Source organism: Vannielia sp. SX4, from assembly GCF_052828525.1.
Genome location: NZ_CM128247.1, coordinates 2,900,339 through 2,925,356, shown reverse-complemented (window position 1 = coordinate 2,925,356; position 25,018 = coordinate 2,900,339). Strand labels below are relative to the sequence as shown.

Genomic DNA, 25,018 nt, shown 5'->3' with positions numbered 1-25,018 from the left:
TTAAAACGGTTGCCGGGAGAAGGGGGCATCTGGCCGCAGGGGCCTTGGGCGAGGGGCTAGTGTCGGTGGCGGGTCTCGAAGCGGGGGAGCATGGCGGAGAAGTCCTTGTCGCCTGCGCCTTCGGCCTCGACGAAGGCCTCGTAGAGGCGCATGGCGGCTTCGCCCATCGGTGTGTCGGCGTCGGCGGCTTCGGCGGCCTGTTGGCTGAGGCGCAGGTCTTTCAGCATCAGGGCGGAGGCGAAACCGGGTTGGTAGCCGTTGTCGGCGGGGGATTTGGGGCCGACGCCGGGGGCGGGGCAGTAGGCGTTCATCGTCCAGCTGTAGCCGGAGGACGTGGAGACCACGTCGAACATCGACTGGCGGTCGAGCCCCAGCTTGTCGGCCAGGGCGAAGGCCTCGCAGGTGGCGATCATGGTGACGCCGAGGATCATGTTGTTGCAGATCTTGGCGGCCTGGCCCATGCCCGCGCCGCCGCAGAGGACGGACTTTTGCCCCATCACCTCGAAGAGGGGCAGGGCGGTGGCATAGGCGGCCTCGGGGCCGCCGACCATGAAGGTGAGCGTGCCTGCCGTGGCGCCGCCGGTGCCGCCGGAGACGGGGGCATCGAGCGCGGAAAGGCCCGCCGCTTCGGCGGATTCGGCCACCGCCTGCGCGCTTTCGACATCGACGGTTGAGCAATCGAGATGAATGGCTCCGGTGTCCATCGCCGGGTGGATGTCGCCCGCGACCGATTGGAGGATCGCGCCGTTGGGCAGCATGGTGATGACCACATCGGCCCCGCCAGCGGCCTCGGCGGCGGATTTGGCCATTGGGATGCCCTCGGGCGCGGCGTGGGTATCGAACCCGGTCACGAGGTGGCCTGCGGCGATGAGGTTGCGAGCCATGGGAGCGCCCATGTTGCCCAGTCCGATGAAGCCGATTTTCATGTGGGGTCCTCCGGGAATGTCAGATCGTCTGCGCCGAGCGGCGCGAGCATGGCCTCGACCTGCGCGGCGGGCACATCGGCCAGCGCGGCGTGGGGCCATTTGGGGCTGCGGTCCTTGTCGATGACGGCGGCGCGGATGCCTTCGAGGAAGTTGCCCTGCTCCATGCAGCGATGGGTAAAGCGGTATTCCAGCGTCAGGGCCTCGCGGATGGTGCTCTTGGGGCCGAGGCGGCGCAGGATCTCGATGTGGCAGGCCGCCGCCAGCGGGTCGGCGCGGGAGAGCGCCTTGAGCGCCTGCTGGGCCAGCTCGGACGGGTCGGCGGCGAGGGAGGCGGCGATCTTGCTCGGCGCGCGGTTGAAGTGGGCCGCGATGGTCTTCATCTCGATGTAGAAATCGGCCTGCGCGGCGAGATCGTCAGCGCCGAGATGGGCGGGAATGCCGGGCGTGCCGCTTTCGCACATGGCGGCCTTGAGGGTGGGCCAGTGGTGCTCGTCGACGAAGTGGTCGGCAAAGCCGAAGAGCGCGTGCATCCCCTTGAGGCGGTGGCCGGTGGTGCCGATCCAGGCGCCCGCGCCGGGGTGGAGGGCGGAGAGCCTTGCAAGAATGTGGCTACCGCCCACGTCTGGCACCAGTCCGATGCCGCATTCTGGCATGGCGATCTGGGAGCTGGCGCCGACGATCCGGGTGGAGGCATGGCAGCCCAGCCCGACGCCGCCGCCCATGGTGAAGCCCTGCATGAAGGCGACGACGGGCTTGGGGTAGGTGGCGAGGCGGGCGTTCATCGCGTATTCGTCGCGCCAGAACCTGCGGCCATAGTCATAGTCGCCCGCGGTGCCGGTGCTGTGCATCTCGACGATGTCGCCCCCGGCGCAGAAGGCCTTTTCGCCCTCCGCGTCGATCAGCACGAGCTGCACGGCGGGGTCGGTGGCCCAGGAATTGAGCGCCTCATCGACGGCCATGCACATGTCATAGGAGAGGGCGTTGAGTGCCTTCTCGCGGGTCAGGGTGATGCGGCCTGCGCGGCCTTCGGTGCGAATCCGGATATCTGTCATTTCGCCAGCATGGCACGGGCGGTGATCATGCGCATGATTTCGTTGGTGCCTTCGAGGATCTGGTGGACGCGCAGGTCGCGCACCAGCTTTTCGATGCCGTAGTCGGCGAGGTAGCCGTAGCCGCCGTGGAGTTGCAGGCATTGGTCGACGATGCGGGAGCCGGCCTCGGTGCAGAACTTCTTGGCCATGGCGCAGAATTGGGTGGCATCCGGCGCCTGCGTGTCGAGCTTCCATGCGGCCTGGCGGAGGAAGACACGGGCGGCTTGCAGTTCGATCTCCATGTCGGCGAGGCGGAACTGGAGGGCCTGAAACTGGTCGATCGACTGGCCGAAGGCCTTGCGGTCGTGCATGTAGGCGAGTGTTGCGGTGAGCGCGGTTTGCGCGGCACCGAGCGAGCAGGCGGAGATGTTCAGCCGCCCGCCGTCGAGCCCCATCATGGCGTATTTGAAGCCCTTGCCCTCCTCGCCGAGCAGGTTCTCAGGCGGGATCTTGCAGCCATCCATCTGGACTTGCCGGGTGGGCTGGGAGCGCCAGCCCATCTTGTCTTCCAGCCCGCCGAAAGAGAGACCTTCTGTGCCATCTTCGATGACGAGGGCGGAGATGCCGCGGGCGGTGTCATCGCCGGTGCGGGCCATGACGACATATGCGTCGGAGTAGCCACCGCCGGAGATGAAGGACTTGGTGCCGGTGAGGCTGTAGCCCTCGTTGGTCTTGGTGGCCTTGGTTTTCAGCGCCGCCGCATCGGAGCCGGAGCCGGGCTCGGTGAGGCAGTAGGAGAAGACGGTTTCCATCGTGAGCGCCTTGGGCAGGTACTTTTCCCGCGTCTCGTCGGAGCCGAAGGCCGAGAGCATCTTGGCGCACATGTTGTGGATGGAGAGGAAGGCCGCGACCGAGGGGCAGGCCATGGAGAGGGCCTCGAAGACCAGCGTGGCATCAAGCCGGGAGAGGCCGGAGCCGCCATGCTCTTCGGGGACGTAGAGCCCAGCGAGGCCGAGGGCGGCGATCTCGGGCCAGAGGGCCTTGGGGATGGTGCCCTCGCGCTCCCATTGCTGGGCGTGGGGCGCGATGTTGTCTTGCCCGAAGCTGTGGGCCATGTCGAAGATGGCCTGCTGCTCCTCGGAGAGCGCGAAATCCATAATGTCCTCCCGTTTGCGTTATTGAACGCGGGTTCAATTCTGGCGGGGTGTTTGCCGTGAGGCAAGAGGTTTTGAGTCAGGTTGGTTTTGCAGAAATGCGGGTGTGGGGAGGGTGGTTGGTGGTGGAGTGGGGGCGCTGCCCCCACACCCCCGGGAATATTTTCAGCAAGAAAATGGGGCGGGGTGGGGGGAATTTTAGATGAATTCGAAGTGGTTATCAGGAGGGCGGGATGTGTTTTTGGCAGTGGCGCGGATTTTCGGCGAATTTTAAGCGTCACAACCCCTCGTGAAACTCGTCGATGAGGTGCTCCACCACTGACCTCATTGCCGCCGGGTTGTCGGCCCCCGCCTCAAGGTTCCCCTTGAACACCTCCCGCTGGCGGTCTGCAGAGGTGCCTTTGGTGACGATCTCCGGGAGGCGGGCGATTTCGGCTTCGCAGCCTAGGGCGTGGGCGTCTTCTGCGAGGATGTCGACGAGTTCTTCGGCGAGGGTTTGCATCGGGATGATCTCGCGGGCGCCGAAGTCGATCAGGCCTTCGGTGGTGCCGTAGCGTTGGGCGCGCCAGCGGTTTTCGGCGATCAGGAAGCGGTCGTAGCGGCGCCAGCGGAGGTTGCGGCTGCGCATGCGCCAGAGCATGCGAAGGAGGGCCTGGTTGGTGGCGGCGAGGGTGAGCGTGTCTTCCAGCCGGGGGCTCACGTCGCAGATGCGGGTCTCGAGCGTGGGGAAGCGGTGGGAGGGGCGCAGATCCCACCAGATCTTGGTGCTGTCTTCGATCACGCCAAGGTCGATCAGCACCTGCACGGTGCGCTCGTATTCGCCGAAGCTGTCGAAGCTGGGCGGCAGGCCGGTGCGGGGGAGGTTGTCGAAGACGGTGAGGCGGTAGGAGGCGAGGCCGGTATCCTCGCCCTGCCAGAACGGCGAGGAGGAGGAGAGGGCGAGCAGATGCGGCAGGAAGTAGCTGAGTTGCGGCAGCAGGTCGGCGCGCAGATCGTCATCTTCGATGCCGACGTGGACGTGCATGCCGCAGATGAGCATCCGCCGGACCACGCCGCCGAGGTCGCGGGAGAGGGCGTTGTAACGGTCGCGGTCGGTGTGGGGCTGGTCCTTCCAGTCGGCGAAGGGGTGGCACGAGACGGCGATGGGGGCGAGGTTGTGGGCGGCGGCGCAGCGGGAGACGGTGGCGCGCAGGCGTTTGAGCTCCTCGCGGGCGGCGCCGATGTTTTCGCACACGCGGGTACCGATCTCGATCTGGCATTGCAGGAACTCGGGTGAGACCTGCTCGGACAGCTCGGCGGTGCAGGCCTCCATCAGCGCTTCGGGCGCGCGGGCGAGGTCGAGCGTGTCGCGGTCGACCAGCAGATATTCTTCCTCGATGCCGAGGGTGAAGCTGGGGGTGGTGACGGCCATGGGTGCCTCCGCTGTTTGGAGGAGAGTGGCAGAGGCGGGCGGGTCGGGGAAGAAAAAGACGTGTGCCGGGCGCACAGGTTTTGGGCAGGCGGGGCGGCGCGGCGGGCAGGGGAAAGGCAACCGCAGGGCGAGTGGCCAATGCGACGGCGGCGGGCTGGCGCGGGCCGCCAGGCGGGGGGAGGATTGGCGCAGGGGGCCGGTGGTGCGCGCAGCGGCGTGGCGGGGGCCTTTTGCGCGGATGAAACGACAGCAGGTCAGGAGGGACGACCATGGCCACGATCGAAGAGATACCGGGGGCGGAGATGCCAAATGCGGGCGGCGGCGAGGATGCGCTGGCGCCGGTGACGGGAGGAGCGAAGAGCTGGGGCTGGTTTGCGATATTCAACATCTGGGCCAACGACATCCAGTCGCTCTTTGGCTACAGCCTCGTGGCCTCGCTCTTCATCAGTTACGGGGTGAGCGGCTGGACGGCCTTTGCCGCGCTGATCTGCTCGGGGCTGCTGGTGATGTTTCTGGTCAACCTCTCTGGCGCGGCGGGGGAGCGCTATGGCATCCCCTATCCGGTGTTGGCGCGGGCCTCGAAGGGGACGCAGGGGGCCAAGCTGCCGGCGGTGCTACGGGCAATCGTGGCGGTGTTCTGGTATGGCGTGCAGGTCTACTTTGCCTCCACCGCGCTGGCGCTGCTGATCTATTCGGTCACCGGGCTGAGCGGCGGCGCGGAGGTGCTGGGGCTGACGGCGGTGGATTGGGTGAGCTTCTTCATCGTTTGGGCCTTTCATATCGTCATCTTCTGGCGCGGGATGGGCTGGGTTGAGACCTTTCTGAACATCGCCGGGCCGTTCGTTTATGCGGTGATGATCGGGCTGGTGATCGTGCTTTGGCAGAAGTCGGACGGGCAATTGCTGGCGCAGGCGCGGACGATCTTTGCCAATCCGGAGGCGACATGGGGCACGGAGATCACCGGGTTCATCGCCATCGTGGGCACGATGATCAGCTATTTCGCGGCGGTGTTGCTGAACTTTTCCGACTTCAGCCGCTATGCGAAAGATCGGCGGGCGATGCTGCTGGGGAACCTCGCAGGGCTGCCGCTGAACATGATCCTGTTCTCGGCGCTGGCGCTGCTGACCACGGCCGGGGCGGCGGTGGTTTATGGCGAGGCGATCATCAACCCGACCGAGATCGTGGAGAAGACCGATAGCGTGGTGCTCAGCATCATCGCCGCCGTGACCTTCTTTGCCGCGACCGTGGGGATCAACCTTGTGGCCAACTTCATCCCGAGCGTGAACGGGATCGCCAACCTTGCGCCCAAGCGGATCAGCTTCCGCATGGCGGGCATGATCACCTCGGTCTTTGCGCTGGTGATCGGCGGGCTCTGGACGAGCTTCATCGCCGAGTTCGGGATCAGCGGCTTCGTGAATACGCTGGGGGCGACCTTGGCGCCGGTCTTCGGGATCATGATGGCGGATTACTACCTGCTGCGGAAACAGGAGCTGGTGCGCGACGAGCTCTATGACCTCGAAGGCGGGCGGTATCGCTACGGTAATGGCTGGAACGATGCGGCGATGATCGCCTTCGCCGTGGGTGCGGTGTTCTCGGTGGCTACCGTTTGGGTGCCGTTTCTGGCGGTGTTGTCGGGCTACGCCTGGCTGATCGGGGCAGGGCTTGGCGGCGCGGTCTACATGGCTTTGGCGAAAGGGAAGGTCGCGGCCTGAGTGCTGCGAAACCCGGTAGACGGGGCGGCCCGCCCCATTGGGCGGGCCATCGGCTTTTAGTCGGCGATGACGGTGAGGTCGGCGTCCAGATCGGTGACGAAGAGAGAGTTTTCGCGGATCACCACCCGGTCACTCTCGCCGGTCGAGCGGAGGCCGGAGGGGCTGTCGGACGACAGGTTGTAAACCACGCGGCCATCGTCTGCCTCGTCGGTGATCTGGGGCAGGACGAAGCGCTGGGTCACGATGCCGTTCGGCGCGATGCACTCGTTTCCGGTGCGGGTCGAGCCGGTGGGGCAATCGGGGCTCTGGAAGCTCTGGGCCGCGAGGGGCGCGGCGGCAAGCGTGGCGCAGAGGGTGAAGGCAGTGCGGATCATGGCGTTTCCTTTCGGTTGAAGGAGTAACGCCGGTGTCTGGCCGGGGGTTCCGCGCGGGGGGGGGCGCGCTGTCAGACCGGGCGGCGGGCGAGCGCGTCGAAGCTCGTTTCGGACAGGCCCAGCACCTCGAGCGTGCCGCGCTCGGTATCCTGCAGGATTGGCACGATGGCATCGAGGTCTTCCCAGCTGCGCATGATCAGCCGCGCCATCTCGGCGGTCTGCGGGGTGGGGGCGTAATAGACCATGATGGTCTCCGGCCCGCGCAGAAAGGCCTCGGCCTTCTTGGCCTGAATGCCGAGGAGGGCGGCGTAATCCTTGTCCCAGCTGGTGACGGCGGAGAGATCAACCAGCTGCTTCTGGCCGGGGCGGAAGCCCGGATCAGACATGTAGCGGCCGAAGGTTTCCATCGTTTCGGCGATGCCGGCGTGGTCTTCATAGCGAACGTAGACGAGGCCGATGTCGGGAAAGATGCGGTAGGTGAGTGGCATTGGTGGTCCTTGAGCGGTCAGGGGGTTTTGACTGGCGGGTCAAGGAAAGTCCAGCGGCGAAGGCCTTGGGGAACCTGGCCGGTGGCTCGCGGAATTTCAGCGGAGACTTGCTTCCCGAGCGGGGCCATGTCGGTCGGATTGGTTGATCGCCAGGGCGCGCTCCACTAAGATTTGATCCAGTTGCGAGGTGCAGCCAGCGGGCAAGGTGCGCCATCAGGGTCACCATCCTCGCCCCTGAAAGTACGCTTTTTGTAGGGGGTTCGATTTGCGTATTGCAGTGGGCGCTATCACGCGCCGACGGCCTGAAGGTCTCAAGTGTCTACTGGACAGCTTTGCGAGCATGGAGCGGCCGGACGGGGCTGCCATCGAGTTCGTATTCTGTGAGAACGATGACGAGAGCACCATTTCCGATGTTGTGGACAACTTCCGGAGCGAGGTGCCCGAGCCGGTCCAACTGATGCTGGAGCCCAAGAAGGGAATTCCGTTCGCGCGCAATCGCGTTCTGACCGCCGCGCTGGATCAGGGCTTCGACTTTCTGACCTTTGTGGATGACGACGAAGTCGTGCGGCGTGATTGGCTGGTGAACCTGATTTCAGCGATGCAGGCCCGGGACTTGGACCTTTGCGGTGGGCCGGTCGAGTTTGAGCGGCCCGCCGATCAGTTGAGCCCGATGCAGGAGGCGGTGTTCCTGCACAAGACGGAACGCTCGCTCAAGCGTAACGCCCGGCGTGAAGCCGATATTGCGGCGGTGGAGGACCCCAAACTCGACATCTACACAAACAACTGGTGCGTTCGACTTGACGCGGTGCGTGCGAACGGGCTGAGGTTTGATGATGCGCTGCGGTATACTGGCGGCAGTGATACGCGGTTCAGCCGACAGATGCGCGGAGCGGGCGCACGGATCGGCTGGGTCCCCTCCGCCCGGGTATGTGAAACGCTGCCACAGAAGCGTCTGACCCTTTCGTACTACGCTGGCCGTGCAAGAGATCAGGCGAGCAATGACGTGATGATCCGCAAGCACAGCCCGTTGAAGACCTGGATCAGAGTGGCTCAGCGGTTGATCGACGTCTTCATAAATCTGTTGGCGGTACCGGTGCGTGGGCGCAAGGCGCTTGTGAATGCGGGCTTCAAGCTTGGAATGGCAACGGGCTTGATGCGTGCCGCGATCGGCCTGAAGAGTGGACATTATGCGCCGCGCCGCGAGACCCTTCATGTGGAAAGTCAGTAGGGTCAGGCGGTCTTCGGTCCGGCGTGTGTGAGGCGGTTGCAATAATCGGTAAGGGTTTGGCAGCCTTTGAGGGCGCGCAGACGTGTGGTTCGATGCGGGGTTCCGGCGTGCGGCTGATGTTTAGAGCCGGATGGAAGTTATTCTCCACGCAATGAAGAAAGCGGCGCGGGTAGCAGTCGCCTGTCTGGCTTTTTCCCAAGTAGGCGGATCGCTGCAAATCATCCCGCCCCGCAGAAGGGCTGGGAGACGGATCCTGTTTGGGACAAGAACTTTCCGGCGTTCGAGCTTCCGCAGCGGAGTGCGTTGGAAGACTACATTTGCCGCTACTATGACCTCTACTATGCAAAGCTCGATGAGACGGCTGCGGCCTGGCCTGAGAATGTTCGGGTTTTCGGGTTGGATCAGATGACGACAGAGGCGGGCCGGCGCGAGATTTTGGAGTTCTGCCTGCCCGGCCGCGCCCATGTGGATTTTGACGCGCATCTGAACAAGGGGTCGTGACACAGAAAAAGGACCGGGCAGGGGGCCCGGTCCTTTGTGGTTCGTCTCGGAGTGACGCCCGCCTTAGTCCATCTGTTTGAAGGCGAATTCGCCGCCTTCCTTGATGCCCGAGAACCAGCGGGAGGTGACCGTTTTGGTGCGGGTGTAGAAGCGGAAGGCGTCGGGGCCGTATTGGTTGAGGTCACCGAAGCCGGATTTCTTCCAGCCGCCGAAGGTGTGGTAGCTCAGCGGCACAGGGATCGGGAAGTTGATGCCGACCATGCCGACATTGACCCGATGGGCGAAGTCGCGGGCAGTGTCGCCGTCGGCGGTATAGATCGCCGTGCCGTTGCCGTAGGGGTTGTCCATCGTCAGCTTGAGGGCCTCTTCGTAGCTCTCGGTGCGGACCTGGGTCAGGACGGGGCCGAAGATCTCTTCCTTGTAGATGTCCATGTCGGGGGTCACGCGGTCGAAGAGGTGCGGGCCAACGAAGAAGCCCTCTTCGTAGCCTTGCAGCGAGAAGTCGCGGCCATCGACGACCAGTTCGGCGCCTTGCTCGACGCCGGAGTTCACCAGCCCGAGGATGCGCTCCTTGGCGGCGGCGGTGATGACCGGGCCGTAGTCGACATCGTTCTCGGAGGTATAGGGGCCGACCTTGAGCGCCTCGATGCGGGGCACCAGTTTTTCGATCAGGGTGTCGGCGGTCTTTTCACCCACCGGCACGGCGACGGAGATGGCCATGCAGCGCTCGCCTGCGGCGCCGTAGGCGGCACCAACGAGGGCATCAGCTGCCTTGTCCATGTCGGCGTCGGGCATGACGATCATGTGGTTCTTGGCGCCGCCGAAGCACTGGGCGCGTTTGCCGTTCGCGGTGGCGCGGCTGTAGATGTACTGGGCGATCGGCGTGGAGCCGACGAAGGCGACGGCCTGGATGGTTTCGTTATCCAGCAGGGCGTCTACCGCCTCCTTGTCGCCGTTCACCACCTGCAGCACGCCATCGGGCAGGCCGGCCTCCTGCAGAAGCTCGGCGAGGCGCATGGCTGTAGACGGCACGCGCTCGGAGGGCTTGAGGATCATGGCGTTGCCGCAGACGAGGGAGCCAGCCATCTTCCACAGCGGGATCATCGCGGGGAAGTTGAAGGGGGTGATGCCAGCCACAACGCCGAGAGGCTGGCGCATGGAGTAGAGGTCGATGCCGGGGCCGCCGTCATCGGTGTATTCGCCCTTCAGCATGTGGGGCGCGCCCATGCAGACCTCGACGAACTCGAGCCCGCGCTGCACATCGCCCTTGGCGTCGGGGATGGTCTTGCCGTGCTCGCGGGCGACCAGCTCGGCCAGCTCTTCCATGTGCTCGTTGATCAGGGCGCCGAACTTCATCATCACCCGGGCGCGGCGCTGCGGGTTGGTCGCGCCCCAGGCCTTCTGGGCTTCGGCGGCGCGGGCGACGGCATCATCGACCTCGGCCTTGGAGGCCAGAGCGACGCTGTCCTGCACCTCGCCGGTGGCAGGATTGAAGATGTCGGCGCTGCGGCCGGACTGGCCTGCGCTGTGCTTGCCGTCGATGAAATGTCCGATCTGGGTGCTCATGGCGGAACTCCTCCTGTTTTCTGGCTCGGGCGGATCCTACTCTTGCACTTCCTCCGGTAGAAGCGGCAGTTTGACAAAGACGTTTTGCATTAATGCAGGTACCTGAATGGCCTTCTCGTGGGATGACATGCGGATTTTCATCGCTGTGGCGCGGGAGGGCAGCCTCTCTGGCGCGGGCACGGCGCTGAAGCTGGACCCGGCCACAGTGGGGCGGCGGGTGCAGCGGCTGGAGGAGAGCCTTGGGGCGCCGCTGTTCCTGAAATCACCGCAAGGCTATGCACCGAGCGAGGCGGGCGAGCGGCTGATGCCGCATGCCGAGGAGTTGGAGCAGGCGATGCTCACCGCCGAGGATGCGGTGCGCGGGCAGGAAGACAGGCTGACCGGCGCGATCCGGGTGGGGGCGCCGGACGGCTGTGCCAACTTCCTGCTGCCGCAGGTGGTGGCGCGGATTTGCGATGCGCATCCGGAGCTGGAGGTGCAGATCGTGTCGCTGCCGCGGGTCTTCAACCTCAACCGCCGGGAGGCCGACATGGCAATTGCCGTCTCGCGCCCCACTGCCGGGCGGCTGACGGTACAGAAGATCACCGATTACCACCTTTACCTTGCCGCCCATCGCCGCTGGCTGAAGGGCAACCCGATCGAGCGGCTGGATGACCTGCGGGGCAAGCGACTGGTGGGCTATATCCCCGACATGATCTTCGACAAGGAGCTGGATTATCTCGGCGAGTTGGGGCTGGAGAAGGTGCAGCTCGCCTCCAACTCGGTCTCGGTGCAGTTTGCGTGGGTCCGGCAGGGCAAGGGGATCGGGGTTGTGCATGGGTTTGCGCTTGGCAACGCGGGCCGCGTGGAGCGTGTGCTGCCCGAAGAAGTGGCGCTGCGCCGGACCTTCTGGCTGGTGCGCCATGCCGATGATCGCCGCGTCCGCCGGATGAGCCGCTTTGCGGAACTCCTGTGCGAGGGGCTCCGCGCAGAGGTGGAGCGGCTCGAAGCGGAAGCTTGACAGAGCGCCCCGGCTGGCGCGACCCTCAACTTGAACGGGCAAAGTCGGAGGTAAGCCATGCTTGTGCAACAGATTCTCAAGGACAAGGGCGAAGGCGGCGTGCTCTGTGTGAAGCCCGGAAGCTCTGTCGCCGATGCGGCTCGCCTGCTCTCGGAAAAGCGGATCGGCTCGGTGATCGTTTCGGCCGATGGGAAGACAGCACAGGGCATCCTCTCGGAGCGCGACATCGTGCGCGAGCTGGGGCGGCGCGGGCCGGGCTGCCTGAGCGACACGGTGGATGACCTGATGACCTCCAAGCTGGTGACCTGCTCCAAGGAGGAGACCGCGCTGAGCGTGCTGGAGAAGATGACCGAGGGCCGGTTTCGCCACATGCCGGTGCTGGAGGGCGAGGAGATGATCGGCCTCATTTCGATCGGTGACGTGGTGAAGGCGCGGCTTTCGGAACTGGCGATGGAGAAGAACGCGCTTGAAGGGATGATCATGGGGCATTGAGCCCGGCCGGCTAGGGGTTGGGCTTTGGGCTGCGCTTGGCTTGGTGCGCCGTAAAGGCGCGCTCGACGGGCGGGGCCGCGCTGTGAGGGCTGCTGGATGCCACGCAAGAATGTTGCGCCGCGCACCCGGTTTCGCCTTGCCCCCCGCAGGCCACTGGTGTTTTCTGCCGCCGATCCGAGGCGCGAGGGAGGGACAGCCATGCGCGTGGGGCTTTATCCGGGCACGTTCGACCCGGTAACGCTTGGCCATATCGACATCATCACCCGGGCCACCGCGCTGGTGGACAGGCTGGTGATCGGCGTTGCGATCAATCGCGACAAGGGGCCGCTGTTTGACCTTGAAGAGCGCGAGGCGATGGTGGGCGACGAGTGCCGCGCGATTGCCGAGCGCACCGGCTGCGAGATCGTGGTGCATCCGTTCGAGAACCTGCTGATCGACTGCGCCCGCGATGTGGGCGCCGGGCTGATCGTGCGCGGGCTGCGGGCCGTGGCCGATTTCGAGTATGAATATCAGATGGTTGGCATGAACCGGCAGCTTGACGACAGCATCGAGACGGTCTTCCTGATGGCTAGCGCGGAGCGGCAGGCGATTGCCTCCAAGCTGGTGAAGGAGATCGCGCGGCTGGGGGGGGACATCTCGAAGTTCGTCAGCCCCTCGGTGCGTGAGAAGCTGCTGGCCAAGTACGCCTGAGCCGGGTAGGGCAGCGCCATGGTTGCCAATGTCATCTGCATCAAATGGGGCACGCTCTTTGGCCCTGAGTACGTGAACCGGCTCTATAGCGGGGCGCGGCGGCACTTGAGCGATGATGTGCGGTTCTTCTGCATGACCGAAGAGCGCGGCGGGCTGCACCCCGATGTGGAGGTGCTGGACCTGCCGATGGAGCCGTTTCTGGCCGAGATGGATGCGGCGCTGGCCGTGGCCAACCGGCAGGGGGCGATGCGCAAGGTCTCGCTGTTCCGGCCCGGGCTGATCCCCGACTTGGACGGGCCTTTGTTGGGGTTCGATCTGGACGTGGTTGTGACGGGGTCTTTGGACGGCTTGCTGAACTACGCCCCCGGCAAGGTGGCGATGCGGGCCGATTGGGTGGAGGCGCGGCGGGGCCGGAAGACCGGCCACGGCTCAGTGTTTCGGTTCGACCCGGCGCTGCACGGCTGGCTCTACGAGGTGCTGGCAGGCGATGCGAAGCGCCAAGTGGAGAAGGCGCGGGGGAGCGAGCAGCGGTATACATCGACGCTGGCGCAGGAGCGGGGTGAGTTTGCCTATCTGCCCGGCGACGAGGTGGTGAGCTTCAAGCATGATTGCCTCGGGCTACCGCCGAAGAACTGGCTGGTTCCGGCCAAGCTGCCCGAGCCGGCGAAGGTGGTGTGCTTTCACGGGCACCCGAAGATGCATGAGGCGGTGGAGGGCTACTCGGGCTCGTGGCTGCGCTATTGCAAGCCGACACCCTGGCTGGCGGAACATTGGATCGACCGGGCGCGGGATGATCTTGGGGCGGAGTGGGCGTGACCAAACGCCTTTGGATTGCTACCTTTTCGTAGATAGCAAAGGAATATTCTCATGAAATTGGTCTACATCTCTATTCTGGCTGCGGCATTGGCCGGACCAGCCCTCTCCAAGGAGATTTTTGAGGGTCCATATTACGGCAAGGTCGTTCGCGTGATCGATGGCGACACGTTCGAAGCGGCCGTAGAAATTTGGCCGACAATTTCTTCCACCGTCAGCGTTCGCATTCGCGGTATCGACGCGCCTGAGATCACTCAGTCAAGCTGCGACAATGAAAAGTATCTGGGAACGCTCGCAAAGAGTGCTCTCGAAGAGGAAATTCCCCCTGACACCGACATTCGTTTGGAGAACGTAGAGGCTGGCTCGTTTGCCAAACGTGTGATTGCCGACGCTTTTCGCAGGAATGTAGAGCGCGGAACCCCCCTTGATCGCCAAATGCTCAGAACGAGCTACGTCGCGATTTGGGAGAAGGGCGATCCTGACATTGATTTCTGTTCCCCGGAGTGGAACAAGCTGCGGAATGACCAATAATTGCGCGTAGGGCGGGACAAGCCTGACCTACTGCGGTTGGGGCATTGCGCCAGGCATCACACCCCGGTCAGCAGGATATCGAGGGCGCGGGTGATTTCATCGGCCTGATCGGCGGCACTCGCTTTCCGGCTCAGGGCGGCGCGGCGCACTGATGTGATGAGGCGGGTGGCCAGGATCAGGTGGTGACCATTGTAGGGAATGGTCGGGTTCAGCCCCTTTGCGGCAGGATAATCGGGCAGGAGCGGGATCACGACGAGGGCGGGGTCGGGTGGGAGGATGTCGCTTTCGACCACGACCATGGTGATGCCGTCCCACTCGGCGATGTCGAAGCGTTTCAGCTCTTCCAAGTTGCCGGGCCGGTCTGGATCGCGGCGAGCGGATGGCCGTTTTGCGCGTGCCACTCGGACTGGGCCGCGAAGGCTTCGGCGTTGTCCTCGCGCCAGCGCCGTTGGCGGGCCTCTGCTACGGCCCGGCGAAGCGCCTCACCGGCCACGGCGGAGACATTCACGCCCAAGTCCCGCGCGGCGTCGAGATCGGCGGCATCCATGGTGAGCGATGTCTTGCGTTTGGCGGCTGTCATGCGGGCACCTTGACTATACCGCAGTATCATACCGCAAATGCGGGGTTTCGGCAATCCTGGCCTCAGCCCCCGGTGTGGCTCATGTGGCGGGAGACCTGACCTTCGACGGTCTGGCGGGAATAGTCGAAGTCGTGGCCCTTGGGTTTGAGGGCGATGGCGGCGCGGATGGCGTCTTCGAACTCGGGGCCGGGGCCGTATTGGCGGAGGGGCGCGCGGAGGTCGGCGCGGTCTTCTTGGCCGAGGCACATGTAGAGTTCGCCGGTGCAGGTCATCCGGACGCGGTTGCAGCTTTCGCAGAAGTTATGGGTCAGCGGCGTGATGAAGCCGATCTTCTGGCCGGTTTCCTGAAGCTGGACGTAGCGGGCGGGGCCGCCGGTGCGCTCTGTCAGGTCGATCAGGGTGTAGTGTTCCGCGAGCTTGGCGCGGAGATCCTTGAGCGACCAGTATTGGCCGATGCGGTCCTCGTTGCCGAGATCGCCCATCGGCATGACCTCGATCCATGTGAGGTCCATGTCGCGCGACGCGCAGAATTCGGTGAGGGTGAAGAGCTCATCTTCGTTGAAGCCCTTGAGGGCGACGGCGTTGAGCTTGACCCGCAGCCCGGCGGCTTGCGCGGCATCGAGCCCTCGCAGCACTTGGGGCAGGCGGCCCCAGCGGGTGACGCGGGCGAATTTCTCTTCATCCAGCGTGTCGATGCTGACGTTGATGCGTTTGACGCCAGCGGCGGCGAGTTGGGGGGCGAAACGCTCGAGCTGGGAGCCGTTGGTGGTGAGGGTCAGCTCATCGAGTGCGCCGGACTCCAGATGGCGGGTCATCCCCTCGAAAAAGGTCATGATGCCCTTGCGCACCAGCGGTTCTCCGCCGGTGATGCGCAGCTTGCGGACGCCGAGGCCGATGAAGCCGGTGCAGGCGGCATCGAGCTCTTCGAGCGTGAGGAGTTCCTTCTTGGGCAGGAAGGTCATGTTCTCGGACATGCAGTAGACGCAGCGGAAATCGCAGCGGTCGGTCACGGAGACCCGCAAATAGGTGATCGGGCGCTGGAAGGGGTCGATCAGGGGCGTTTGCATGGGATATAGCTAGGCCGTAAGGGGCGAGGCGGCAAGGTGAATTGCGGTAGGTCCGACCAAGGTGGCAAGGAGCAGGATGGTGCAGGCGATGAAGGGTTTTCTGGGAATGGCGGCGGTGGCCGCGCTGTTGGCGGGCTGCGCCGAGGGGCCGTTTGCGATGAAACCGAAGGCCGGGGCTGCGGGCGGGGCTGAAGAGCCGCGTGAGAGCGTGGCGCCGGTGGCCGCCGCCGCACCGCCGCCGCCGGAGAATGCCCGCACGGCAGCGCAGTTTGACACCACGACCGAGGAAGAGAAGCAGGCCGCTGCTGCCGCGCCGGTGGCCGCCGAGCGCGAGCTGGGCACGACGATTGCCTCGCTGGGCGACCCGACGGACCCGGGCTTTTGGGCGGAGACGCCGCTGGTGACCACGGCGCAGGCCGGGCGACTGGTGTATCCGGGCAATGGCAATTCGGTGCAGGTCGAGCTGCGGCCCACGGGCGGCGAGGCGGGATCGGGCACGCGGGTGTCGTTGCCGGCGTTCCAGGTGCTTGGCGCGCCGCTGACCGGGCTGCCGGAGCTGGTGGTTTATGCGGGGTCGGCGGGGTAGCGCCGCCGTTCGAGGCCTCCGCGCGTTGGCGTTTGACTAATGTCGGAGTGGGGGCGCTGCCCCCACACCCCCGGAGATATTTGTAGCAAGAAAATGCGCTGCTGCGGGGCGTTGAGCGCGGTCAGAGGTGCTTGGCAGCTTCGCGTTGGGCGAAGGGTTTGAGGCCTTGGCCGGGACCGGCGAGAAAGCGGCGGGTGGCCTCGGCATCATGCTTGGAGAGGTCGCGGAGCCACCATGCGACGGCTTTCTGGATGAACCATTCCGGGTCGGTGACGTAGCGCTCAGCCCATGAGAGCACGCGGGCGCGGGCCTGCGCCTCGGCGGCATTCGGGTTGTTCTTTTTGGCCAGCGGCAGGGTGACGGTGAGGGCGGCGCGGCGGGTCCAGAAGCTATCGCTCGTGGTCCAGGCTTCGATGGTGTCCATGCGGGAGAGGTCGGCCATGAGCCGCTTTTGCCCGGCCATCATGGCGTGGTCGGCGATGGCCCAGCTGTCGAGGTCGGGCAGCCAGCTTTGGATCAGCGCCCAGGCGGCGTCATCCGGGCGCAGGCGGGCCTGGGTGAGCAGCTTGGCGGCGGCGATGCGGGCCTCGAAAATGTCGGTTTGCCAGAGGGCCTCGGCGAGGGCCACGCGCTCGGGGACTGAGAGGTTGCGGCGCCAGTCGGTGGTGATCTCGTTGAGCGCCGGGTTGGAGATGCCGATGACCTCGCGGCTCTGCTTGTGGTAGGCGGCCATGCCCTCGGCGCGTCCGGGTTCGGCCAGCGCTCGGAGGGCTGTGAGGGCGTCTTCCAGCGTCATCGGCTGGCTCTATTCCACCGTCACCGATTTGGCGAGGTTGCGGGGCTGGTCGACGTCGGTGCCTTTGGCGACTGCCGTATGGTAGGCCAGCAGCTGCGCGGGCAGGGCGTAGAGGATGGGGGCGAGCGCCGGGGAGACCTCGGGGAGGATGATCTGGCGCCAGGTGCCCTCGGCGGCGGTCTTGGCGCCGCGGGCATCGGTGACGAGGACGACCTTGCCGGCGCGGGCCATGACCTCTTGCATGTTGGATACCGTCTTGTCGAAGAGGCCATCGGAGGGGGCCATGAAGACCACGGGGGTGTGCTGGTCGATCAGGGCGATGGGGCCGTGCTTCAGCTCACCGGAGGCATAGCCTTCGGCGTGGATGTAGCTGATTTCTTTCAGTTTCAGGGCGCCTTCCATCGCGAGCGGGTAGAGCGCGCCTCGGCCAAGGAAGAGGATATCGCGCGCCTCGGCCAGCTTTTGTGCCGTGGCTTCCATCTCCGGCGAGGCGGCGAGGGCGGCGTTGAACAGGCCGGGGAGGGCCTTGAGTTGGGTGAGGTGATCCTGCGCCTCTTCGGGCGTGAGCGTGCCGCGGTCGAGGCCCGCCTTGAGGGCCAGCAGGAAAAGCACGGTGAGCTGGCAGGTGAAGGCCTTGGTGGAGGCGACGCCGATCTCGGCGCCTGCGAGGATCGGCAGGGCGATGTCGGAGGCGCGGGCGATGGAGGACTCGGGGACGTTGACCACGGAGGCGATCATCGCCTTGTCTTCGCAGTAGCGCAGGGCGGCGAGCGTGTCGGCGGTTTCGCCGGACTGGGAGACGAAGAGGGCGAGGGTATTGGCCGGGATGGGCGGCTCGCGGTAGCGGAATTCGGAGGCGATATCGACCTCGACAGGGAGGCGGGCGATCTGCTCGAACCAGTACTTGGCCGTGAGGCAGGCATAGAAGGCCGTGCCGCAGGCGACCATGGTCAGCCGGTCGAACTTGGTGAAGTCGAGGCCCGGCTCGGGCAGGGCGATGCCTGTATCGGTCAGGTAGTAAGAAAGCGCTTCGCCCAGCACGGTGGGCTGCTCGGCGATTTCCTTGGCCATGAAGTGCTTGTGACCGCCCTTGTCGATTTGCGCGGCGTCGATGGTGACGGTTTTGACGGGGCGGTTTGCAAGGTTGTTCTGGGCGTCGAAGATCTCGACGCTTTCGCGGGTGAGCACGGCCCAGTCGCCCTCTTCGAGGTAGGTGATCTTGTCGGTCATCGGCGCGAGCGCGATGGCGTCGGAGCCGACGAAGACCTCGCCTTGGCCGTGGCCGATGGCGAGCGGGGAGCCTTTGCGGGCGGCGATGAGCAGGTTGTCTTCGCCCTCGAAGAGGAAGCAGAGCGCGAAGGCGCCGGTGAGGCGGGCGATGACCTGCTCGCAGGCGTCGCGGGGGGCGAGGCCTTGGGCGAGGTAATGCTCGGTGAGCAGGGCGACGACCTCGGTGTCGGTTTCGGTGACGGTGTTGAGGCCGTGGCCGGCCAGCTCCTCGCGCAGCTCGCGGAAGTTTTCGACGATGCCGTTGTGGACCACGGCGACGGGGCCGCAGCGGTGGGGGTGGGCGTTGGTCTCGTTGGCGGCGCCATGGGTGGCCCAGCGGGTGTGGCCGATGCCGGCCTTGCCGGGGAGCGGCTCGTGCACCAGCAGGTCGGACAGGTTGACCAGCTTGCCGACCGCGCGGCGACGGTCGAGCGCCTCGCCATTCACGGTAGCGATGCCGGCGCTGTCATAGCCGCGATACTCGAGCCGTTTGAGGGCTTCGACGAGAAGGGGGGCGGCTTCATGGTTGCCGAGAACACCGACGATTCCACACATCTACTTGGCCTCTTTCTTTGCTGCCTTGGCGGCGCGGAGCTTGTCCATCAGTTTGCGGGCGAGGCCCGGTTTGTTGGTTTGACGCCCGCGGGCGACGGCGAGGGCGCCATCGGGGACATTCTCGGTGATGACGGAGCCGGAGGCGGTGAGCGCCTCGGTGCCCACGGTCACGGGGGCGACGAGCATGGTGTTGGAGCCGATAAAGGCGCGGGCGCCGACCTCGGTGCGGTGCTTGAAGACGCCATCGTAGTTGCAGGTGATCGTGCCCGCGCCGATGTTGGCGGCTTCGCCGATGCTGGCATCGCCTATGTAGCTGAGGTGGTTCACCTTGGCGCCTTCGCCGATCTCGGCGTTCTTGACCTCGCAGAAGTTGCCGACCTTGGCGTTGTTGGCCAGTTCCGCGCCGGGGCGGAGGCGGGCATAGGGGCCGACTTGTGCGCCTTGGCTAACGTGGCAGCCTTCGAGGTGGGAGAAGGCGCGGATTTCGGCACCGGTCTCGACGGTGACGCCGGGGCCGAAGACGACGTAGGGCTCGATCATGGCATCGCGGCCGATCCATGTGTCCCACGCGAAATGGACGGTTTCCGGGGCGGTCAGGGTGACGCCGTTCTCCAGCGCCTCGGTGCGTTTGGCCTGCTGGAAGGCGGCCTCTGCGGCGGCGAGGTCGGCGCGGGAGTTGACGCCCATGGTCTCGGCCTCGTCGCAGCGGACCACGCCGCAGGAGAGGCCGCGGGCGCGGGCGATGGCGACGATGTCGGTGAGGTAATACTCGCCAGAGGCGTTGTCGTTGGTGACATCGTCGAGCAGCGAGAAGAGCGTGGTGGCATCGGCGCAGATGACGCCGGAGTTGCAGAGGGGGATGGCCCTCTGTGCCTCGGTGGCGTCCTTGTACTCGATGATGGCTTCCAAGCTGTCGCCGTCCATGAAGAGGCGGCCGTAGCGGGCGGGATCGGCAGGCTCGAAGCCGAGGACGACGACGGCGTGGGTGGCGCGGGCGTCCAGCATGGCTTGCAGGGTCTCGGGGCGGATGAAGGGGGTGTCGCCGTAGAGGACGATGGCATTGCCCTCGGCGCCGGAAAGCGCCTCGCGGGCTTGCAGCACGGCGTGGCCGGTGCCGAGGCGGTCTTCCTGTATGACAACCTGCGCGGACTCGTCGATCTCGGCCACGGCGGCCTCGACCGCTTCGGCGCCGTGACCGGCGACCACGACCATGCGGGCGGGCTCCAGCGCGGAGCCTGCGTGCATGGCATGGGCCAGCAGCGGCGCGTGGGCGACCCGGTGCAGGACCTTCGGCATGTCCGACTGCATACGGGTGCCTTGCCCCGCAGCGAGGATGATCAGGCTGGTGCTCATGGCCCGCTGCCCCTTTTGTTCTGCCCAACTCCGGTTATACCCGGAGCACTTGGCCCCGTTCTACCCGCATGGTGCAGGGTGGCAAGGGGCTGGTGGGTCACATGTGGTGACGGATTGTGACAGGGGAGCGCCATGAAAACGGTGGTTTTCGACCTCGATGGAACGCTGGCGGACACCAGCAAGGACCTGATCGCGGCGGCCAATGCCTGCTTTGTCGCGCGGGGGCTGGGCGAGTTGCTGGACCCGCTGGCCGATGCGCGGTGGGCCTTTCGCGGCGGGCGGCGGATGCTGTCGCTCGGGTTCGAGCGGGCCGGGGTGGGCGCGGAGGCGGCGGATTGGGTCGAGGCGGATTTTGCCCCGCTGGTCGCGCATTATGACGCCAACATCGATGTGCATACGCAGCTTTACCCCGGCGCGGTGGAGGCGGTGGAGGCGCTGCGCGGGGCGGGCTATGCGGTGTCTGTCTGCACCAATAAGCCGGGCGCGCAGACCGAGAAGCTGCTGGGGCGCCTTGGCGTGCGGGAGATGTTCGGCGCGGTGGTGGCGGCCGATACGCTGCCCGTGCGCAAGCCCGACCCGGCGCCCTATTTTGCCGCCGTGGAGCGGGCCGGGGGGACGCGGGGCATCCTGATTGGCGATACCGAGACCGACCGGGAGACGGCGCGCGCGGCGGGCATACCTTGCGTGCTGGTCACCTTCGGCCCCGATGGGCGGGGCGTGGAGGCGCTGGAGCCGGAGGCGCTGCTGGATCATTTCGACGACCTGCCAGCGCTGGCGGGGCGGCTTCTGGCGGATTGACACCCGATTGACGGGCAGGCAGCGGCGGAGCAGGGTGCGGCCATGAGCGAAGTCTTTACCGGAAATTTCACCCAGCAGGAGCCGCTGCCGCAGGCTTCGCTCGATGCCGCGATGGCGGTGCTCGGGCATGGGCGGCTGCACCGTTACAACCTGACCCCCGGAGAGACCGGCGAGGTGGCGCTGCTGGAGCAGGAGTTTGCCGGTTTCGTCGGGTCTAAATACTGCCTTGCCACGGCGAGCGGCGGCTCGGCCATCGGGCTGGCGCTGCGGGCGGTGGGGGTGAAGCCGGGGGACCGGGTGCTGACCAACGCCTTCACACTGGCCCCGGTGCCGGGCGCGATTGCGGCGCTGGGGGCGGAGCCGGTGTTCGTGGAGGTGACGGACGGGCTGGTGATTGACCTCGACGATCTGGACGCCAAGGCGGGGCAGGCGGAGGTGCTGCTGCTGTCGCACATGCGCGGGCATATCTGCGACATTGGGCGGCTGATGGAGATTTGCGACGCGGCAAATGTGACCGTGGTCGAAGATTGCGCCCACACCATGGGGGCCACATGGGAGGATGTGCAGAGCGGGCGGCACGGCGCGGTGGCCTGCTACTCGACCCAGACCTACAAGCATATGAACTCCGGCGAGGGCGGCTTGCTGGTTACGGATGACGAGGACATCGCGGCCAAGGCGGTGCTGCTCTCGGGCTCCTACATGCTCTACGAGCGCCACACGGCTGCGCCGGGGGCGGAGGTGTTTGCACGGCACCGGATGGACACGCCGAACATCTCGGGGCGGATGGACAACCTGCGCGCCGCCATCCTGCGGCCCCAGCTTGCTGAACTGCCACGCCAGATTGCGCGGTGGAATGAACGCTACAGGGCAGTGGAGACGGGCATTCGTGGCACGCCGGGGCTGACTGTGGTGGAACGGCCGGAGCAGGAGAGCTTTGTGGGTTCGTCGATCCAGTTTCTGCTGAAGGGCTGGAGTGCCGGGGCCGTGGGAGAGGTGCTGGAGCGTTGCCTGAAGCGGGGTGTGGAGCTGAAGTGGTTTGGCGGGGCGGAGCCGGTTGGCTTTACCTCGCGCTACGCCCATTGGCGCTATGCGGCCAGCCCGGAGCTTCGGCAGACCGATGGGGTGCTGTCGGGGCTGATGGACATGCGCCTGCCGCTGACCTTCTCGATTGCCGATTGCGAGTTGATCGCGCGGATCATCCGGGCCGAGGTGGGCGCGGTGTTTCAGGCCCGCGAGGGCTGAGGCTCATCACCTTTCATTTCAGGGCTGAAATGGCTAACGGCGGGATTCCGCTGGATTTTTCGTGCTGTGGTTGAGGCGAAAATCCGTGATGGAACCGGCTGGCCGCCCCGCCTGTTGTCGCCCCACACCAGCCGGGCAGCGAGGCTCTCTTGCGGAGGACCCGGCGAAGGAAAAAGCGAACAGGAGATATCCAGATGTTCAAAACGCTCACCCTGAGTGCTGCCGCCCTGTGCGTGGCCGCGACCCCCATTCTGGCCGCCCCGGCGACCGCCACGACCGACCTCAACCTGCGTGCCGGCCCGGGCCCGGAGTTTGAAGTGATCGGCGTGATTGCCGGCATGGATCAGGCCGAAGTGGAAGGCTGCATCGAAGAAGGCGCATGGTGCCAGGTCACCTACAACGGCCAGACCGGCTGGGCCCACCGTGGCTACCTGAGCGGCTCGGCCACCGAAGCGACGAAGGTCACCACCACCCGCACCGTCACCTACATGAAGGAAGGCGGCAATGAGGGCGCAGGCGCCGCGGCCGGTGCCGTGACCGGCGGTGCGCTGGCTGGCGCGCTGATCGGTGGTCCGGCGGCGATTGCCGCAGGCGTTGTGCTTGGCGCGAATGCCGGTAGCGAAGCCGTGCCGGAGCCCGAGACCCGCACCGTGACCTACGTGACCGAGAACCCGGTTGCGCCGGTCTACCTTGATGGTGAGGTGGTGCTGGGGGCCGGTATCCCCGAGGACGTCGAGATCTACTCGATCCCGGAGAGCGAGTACTCCTACCTCAATGTGAACGGTCAGGACGTGCTCGTGCGCGACGACCGGACGATCGTGTACATCTACCGCTGATACGGCGGGATGCATGAGCAAGAGAGGGCGGCCCACGCGGGTCGCCCTTTTTGCGTTGGCTGGAGGAACCTGTGGCGGCAGTGGCGGGTTGAGGTGTGAGGTGCGCGAGCGGTTTGGCCGGTCGCGCCCTGACGAACGAGAGGGGACATGCCATGAAAACCTTACTGACCGGCACCATTGCCGCTCTGAGCCTTGGCGCGGGTGCGCCGGGCGAGGCGGCGCCCGCTTTCGTTGCAGCTGACTTGGAGTTGCGCGCTGGCCCCGGCCTTGATTATGCGGTGGTCGGCACGCTGGCCGCCCAGCAGAGCGCCGAGGTGGAGGCGTGCGTGGAAAACGGGCCGTGGTGCCGTGTTCGAGCTGGCGAGGAGACCGGCTGGGCGCATCGCGGTGCGCTGAGCGCGAGCGACAAGGTGCATGTGCCGGTGCGCGCGGCCACCATCGCGTGGCGGGCGGATGCCGGGGCAGAGGGCTTGGTGGGCGCTGATGTGATGGGCGGCATTGTTGCGACCCATGCGGAGGCCGACCCGCTGATCGAGATATCTGATGAGGCGATTTCTCTCTACTTCAATGAGCGAATGGGCGCTGTCGGTTCGGAAGAGGGGGCCAGCCTGCTTGGGGCGCCGGGGAGCCGTGTGAGATTTCAGGCCGTGGACGGCGAGATGCGTGGTTTTGGGCCGGGCACTGCGACGACGGTATTCAACAGCCGCTGAAGGTTTGAAAGCGCATCCCGCTGGCTGCTTCAGGTAAGCTTGGAGCCGCCAATCTTGCGCGACGGGAATCGTTGACCGCGGCTTCGGCCTCTTCTACTATTTGAACGCTTGTTCAATAAATGGGAGGAGCAGGCGTATGTTTGCTGGACAGCTGAAGTTCGACCTTGGCGACGAGGTGGAGGCGCTGCGCGAGATGGTGCATCGCTTTGCGCAGGAGCGCATTCGCCCGATGGCGGCGGAGGTGGACGCGAAGAATGAGTTCCCCGCCGAGCTGTGGCGCGAACTGGGGGAGCTGGGGCTCCTGGGCGTGACGGTGCCGGAGGAGTTTGGCGGCGCGGGGATGGGCTACTTGGCGCATGCGGTCGCGGTGGAAGAGATCGCGCGGGCCTCGGCCTCGGTCTCGCTCTCCTATGGCGCGCATTCCAACCTCTGCGTGAACCAGATCCGGCTGAACGGGTCGGAGGAGCAGAAGGCGAAGTATCTGCCGGGGCTGGTGAGCGGCGAACACGTGGGCGCGCTGGCGATGAGCGAGGCGGGCGCGGGCTCGGACGTGGTTTCGATGAAGTTGCGCGCCGAGAAGCGGAACGATCATTACCGGCTGAATGGCACGAAATACTGGATCACCAACGGGCCGGATGCGGACACACTGGTGGTGTATGCCAAGACTGATCCGGAGGCGGGGTCAAAGGGGATCACCGCCTTTCTGATAGAGAAGTCGATGGTTGGGTTCTCTACTAGCAAGCATTTCGACAAGCTGGGGATGCGCGGCTCGAACACGGCAGAGCTGGTGTTCGAGGATGTGGAGGTGCCCTTCGAGAACGTGCTTGGCGAGGAAGGCGGCGGCGTGAAGGTGCTGATGTCCGGCCTCGACTATGAGCGCGTGGTGCTGGCGGCCATCGGGCCGGGGATCATTGCCGCCTGTCTCGACGAGGTGATGCCCTATCTGGCGGAGCGCAAGCAGTTCGGAAAGCCGATTGGGTCGTTCCAGCTGATGCAGGGCAAGATCGCCGACATGTATGTGGCGCTAAACTCCTCGCGGGCCTACGTCTACGAGGTGGCCAAGGCCTGCGACCGGGGCGAGGTGACGCGGGCCGATGCGGCGGCCTGCTGCCTTTACGCCAGCGAGCAGGCGATGGTGCAGGCGCATCAGGCGGTGCAAGCGATGGGCGGCGCGGGCTTTATGGCCGATGCACCGGTGGCGCGGCTGTTCCGCGATGCGAAGCTGATGGAAATCGGCGCGGGCACCAGCGAGATCCGGCGGATGCTGGTGGGGCGTGAATTGATGGCGGCGGTGTGAGGGCGGCGATTG

At 65.7% G+C, this 25,018-nt stretch carries 27 protein-coding genes; 14 read left to right on the top strand and 13 right to left on the bottom strand.

The annotated features are described in order from the left end of the window. Positions 1 to 56 precede the first annotated feature (56 nt). From mmsB to ACUXVX_RS14460, 4 genes are all read right to left on the bottom strand, one after another. Positions 57 to 926: a 3-hydroxyisobutyrate dehydrogenase gene (gene mmsB / locus ACUXVX_RS14475; protein ID WP_446308842.1), complete on the bottom strand. Its 870-nt coding sequence runs from the start codon at positions 924 to 926 to the stop codon at positions 57 to 59. After that, positions 923 to 1,978 (bottom strand): enoyl-CoA hydratase/isomerase family protein, encoded by a 1,056-nt coding sequence (locus ACUXVX_RS14470; protein WP_446308841.1) that lies wholly within the window; start codon positions 1,976 to 1,978, stop codon positions 923 to 925. The genes mmsB and ACUXVX_RS14470 overlap by 4 nt, the downstream gene beginning before the upstream one ends. After that, complete coding sequence (locus tag ACUXVX_RS14465; RefSeq protein ID WP_446308840.1) at positions 1,975 to 3,114, bottom strand: acyl-CoA dehydrogenase family protein; 1,140 nt, start codon at positions 3,112 to 3,114, stop codon at positions 1,975 to 1,977. Before ACUXVX_RS14465 ends, ACUXVX_RS14470 begins: the two co-directional genes overlap by 4 nt. A gap of 274 nt (positions 3,115 to 3,388) precedes the next feature. After that, on the bottom strand, positions 3,389 to 4,522 hold the full coding sequence (locus ACUXVX_RS14460) for a carboxylate-amine ligase (RefSeq protein ID WP_446308839.1): 1,134 nt from the start codon (positions 4,520 to 4,522) through the stop codon (positions 3,389 to 3,391). 302 nt (positions 4,523 to 4,824) lie between these two features. Between ACUXVX_RS14460 and ACUXVX_RS14455 the strand changes: the two genes are divergently transcribed. Then, positions 4,825 to 6,234 carry an NCS1 family nucleobase:cation symporter-1 gene (locus ACUXVX_RS14455; protein WP_446311548.1) on the top strand — a complete coding sequence of 470 codons (1,410 nt, stop codon included), beginning with the start codon at positions 4,825 to 4,827 and terminating at the stop codon, positions 6,232 to 6,234. Positions 6,235 to 6,290: 56 nt separating this feature from the next. Here ACUXVX_RS14455 and ACUXVX_RS14450 read toward each other — a convergent pair whose 3' ends face one another. Both ACUXVX_RS14450 and ACUXVX_RS14445 read right to left on the bottom strand, forming a co-directional pair. Beyond that, positions 6,291 to 6,608: a hypothetical protein gene (locus ACUXVX_RS14450; protein WP_222493741.1), complete on the bottom strand. Its 318-nt coding sequence runs from the start codon at positions 6,606 to 6,608 to the stop codon at positions 6,291 to 6,293. A 71-nt stretch (positions 6,609 to 6,679) separates the two neighbouring features. After that, on the bottom strand, positions 6,680 to 7,096 hold the full coding sequence (locus tag ACUXVX_RS14445) for a hypothetical protein (RefSeq protein WP_446308838.1): 417 nt from the start codon (positions 7,094 to 7,096) through the stop codon (positions 6,680 to 6,682). Positions 7,097 to 7,373: 277 nt separating this feature from the next. Here ACUXVX_RS14445 and ACUXVX_RS14440 point away from each other — a divergent pair, with 277 nt between their 5' ends. Next, complete coding sequence (locus ACUXVX_RS14440; protein ID WP_446311547.1) at positions 7,374 to 8,324, top strand: glycosyltransferase; 951 nt, start codon at positions 7,374 to 7,376, stop codon at positions 8,322 to 8,324. Between the two features lie 303 nt (positions 8,325 to 8,627). After that, positions 8,628 to 8,825 carry a hypothetical protein gene (locus tag ACUXVX_RS14435; RefSeq protein ID WP_446308837.1) on the top strand — a complete coding sequence of 66 codons (198 nt, stop codon included), beginning with the start codon at positions 8,628 to 8,630 and terminating at the stop codon, positions 8,823 to 8,825. 63 nt (positions 8,826 to 8,888) lie between these two features. On the opposite strand, the gene ACUXVX_RS14430 is transcribed toward ACUXVX_RS14435, so the two are convergent. Next, entirely contained in the window at positions 8,889 to 10,391 is a 1,503-nt protein-coding gene (locus ACUXVX_RS14430) for a CoA-acylating methylmalonate-semialdehyde dehydrogenase (RefSeq protein WP_446308836.1), read from the bottom strand. Positions 10,392 to 10,497: 106 nt separating this feature from the next. Between ACUXVX_RS14430 and ACUXVX_RS14425 the strand changes: the two genes are divergently transcribed. The 5 genes from ACUXVX_RS14425 to ACUXVX_RS14405 all read left to right on the top strand — a co-directional run bounded on the left by ACUXVX_RS14425 (position 10,498) and on the right by ACUXVX_RS14405 (position 13,917). Beyond that, positions 10,498 to 11,391, top strand: coding sequence for a LysR family transcriptional regulator (locus tag ACUXVX_RS14425; protein WP_446308835.1), 894 nt, complete (start codon positions 10,498 to 10,500; stop codon positions 11,389 to 11,391). A gap of 57 nt (positions 11,392 to 11,448) precedes the next feature. After that, positions 11,449 to 11,883, top strand: a complete 435-nt coding sequence (locus ACUXVX_RS14420; RefSeq protein WP_222468907.1) for a CBS domain-containing protein — start codon at positions 11,449 to 11,451, stop codon at positions 11,881 to 11,883. 198 nt (positions 11,884 to 12,081) lie between these two features. Further along, positions 12,082 to 12,573, top strand: a complete 492-nt coding sequence (gene coaD / locus ACUXVX_RS14415) for a pantetheine-phosphate adenylyltransferase (RefSeq protein ID WP_222468908.1) — start codon at positions 12,082 to 12,084, stop codon at positions 12,571 to 12,573. A gap of 18 nt (positions 12,574 to 12,591) precedes the next feature. Next, positions 12,592 to 13,389 (top strand): glycosyl transferase, encoded by a 798-nt coding sequence (locus ACUXVX_RS14410; RefSeq protein ID WP_446308834.1) that lies wholly within the window; start codon positions 12,592 to 12,594, stop codon positions 13,387 to 13,389. Between the two features lie 51 nt (positions 13,390 to 13,440). Then, complete coding sequence (locus ACUXVX_RS14405; RefSeq protein WP_446308833.1) at positions 13,441 to 13,917, top strand: thermonuclease family protein; 477 nt, start codon at positions 13,441 to 13,443, stop codon at positions 13,915 to 13,917. A gap of 56 nt (positions 13,918 to 13,973) precedes the next feature. On the opposite strand, the gene ACUXVX_RS14400 is transcribed toward ACUXVX_RS14405, so the two are convergent. From ACUXVX_RS14400 to moaA, 3 genes are all read right to left on the bottom strand, one after another. Next, entirely contained in the window at positions 13,974 to 14,264 is a 291-nt protein-coding gene (locus ACUXVX_RS14400) for a CcdB family protein (protein ID WP_446308832.1), read from the bottom strand. Next, the gene (locus ACUXVX_RS14395; protein WP_222493722.1) at positions 14,252 to 14,497 is read right to left on the bottom strand and encodes a type II toxin-antitoxin system CcdA family antitoxin; all 246 of its coding nucleotides are present in this window, start codon (positions 14,495 to 14,497) and stop codon (positions 14,252 to 14,254) included. The genes ACUXVX_RS14400 and ACUXVX_RS14395 overlap by 13 nt, the downstream gene beginning before the upstream one ends. A gap of 62 nt (positions 14,498 to 14,559) precedes the next feature. Further along, positions 14,560 to 15,564: a GTP 3',8-cyclase MoaA gene (gene moaA / locus ACUXVX_RS14390; protein ID WP_222493719.1), complete on the bottom strand. Its 1,005-nt coding sequence runs from the start codon at positions 15,562 to 15,564 to the stop codon at positions 14,560 to 14,562. An 88-nt stretch (positions 15,565 to 15,652) separates the two neighbouring features. Here moaA and ACUXVX_RS14385 point away from each other — a divergent pair, with 88 nt between their 5' ends. Further along, on the top strand, positions 15,653 to 16,150 hold the full coding sequence (locus ACUXVX_RS14385) for a hypothetical protein (protein WP_446311546.1): 498 nt from the start codon (positions 15,653 to 15,655) through the stop codon (positions 16,148 to 16,150). 121 nt (positions 16,151 to 16,271) lie between these two features. Here the strand turns inward: ACUXVX_RS14385 and ACUXVX_RS14380 are convergent, their stop codons facing one another. The 3 genes from ACUXVX_RS14380 to glmU are packed head-to-tail and all read right to left on the bottom strand — an operon-like array spanning position 16,272 to position 20,123. After that, positions 16,272 to 16,946 carry a DNA alkylation repair protein gene (locus ACUXVX_RS14380; protein WP_446308831.1) on the bottom strand — a complete coding sequence of 225 codons (675 nt, stop codon included), beginning with the start codon at positions 16,944 to 16,946 and terminating at the stop codon, positions 16,272 to 16,274. A gap of 9 nt (positions 16,947 to 16,955) precedes the next feature. Beyond that, positions 16,956 to 18,770, bottom strand: a complete 1,815-nt coding sequence (gene glmS, locus ACUXVX_RS14375) for a glutamine--fructose-6-phosphate transaminase (isomerizing) (protein WP_446308830.1) — start codon at positions 18,768 to 18,770, stop codon at positions 16,956 to 16,958. Continuing rightward, the gene (glmU, locus tag ACUXVX_RS14370; protein WP_446308829.1) at positions 18,771 to 20,123 is read right to left on the bottom strand and encodes a bifunctional UDP-N-acetylglucosamine diphosphorylase/glucosamine-1-phosphate N-acetyltransferase GlmU; all 1,353 of its coding nucleotides are present in this window, start codon (positions 20,121 to 20,123) and stop codon (positions 18,771 to 18,773) included. A gap of 132 nt (positions 20,124 to 20,255) precedes the next feature. On the opposite strand from glmU, the gene ACUXVX_RS14365 reads away from it, so the two are divergent. The 5 genes from ACUXVX_RS14365 to ACUXVX_RS14345 all read left to right on the top strand — a co-directional run bounded on the left by ACUXVX_RS14365 (position 20,256) and on the right by ACUXVX_RS14345 (position 25,006). Next, positions 20,256 to 20,921 carry an HAD-IA family hydrolase gene (locus ACUXVX_RS14365; protein WP_222493708.1) on the top strand — a complete coding sequence of 222 codons (666 nt, stop codon included), beginning with the start codon at positions 20,256 to 20,258 and terminating at the stop codon, positions 20,919 to 20,921. A gap of 42 nt (positions 20,922 to 20,963) precedes the next feature. Further along, a complete protein-coding gene (locus tag ACUXVX_RS14360) occupies positions 20,964 to 22,163 on the top strand; it encodes a DegT/DnrJ/EryC1/StrS family aminotransferase (RefSeq protein WP_446308828.1) in 1,200 nt (399 codons plus the stop codon). Positions 22,164 to 22,357: 194 nt separating this feature from the next. Beyond that, complete coding sequence (locus ACUXVX_RS14355; RefSeq protein WP_446308827.1) at positions 22,358 to 22,999, top strand: SH3 domain-containing protein; 642 nt, start codon at positions 22,358 to 22,360, stop codon at positions 22,997 to 22,999. Positions 23,000 to 23,151: 152 nt separating this feature from the next. Then, complete coding sequence (locus ACUXVX_RS14350) at positions 23,152 to 23,709, top strand: SH3 domain-containing protein (RefSeq protein WP_446308826.1); 558 nt, start codon at positions 23,152 to 23,154, stop codon at positions 23,707 to 23,709. 136 nt (positions 23,710 to 23,845) lie between these two features. Then, the gene (locus ACUXVX_RS14345; protein WP_446308825.1) at positions 23,846 to 25,006 is read left to right on the top strand and encodes an isovaleryl-CoA dehydrogenase; all 1,161 of its coding nucleotides are present in this window, start codon (positions 23,846 to 23,848) and stop codon (positions 25,004 to 25,006) included. The last annotated feature ends 12 nt before the right edge of the window (positions 25,007 to 25,018 follow it).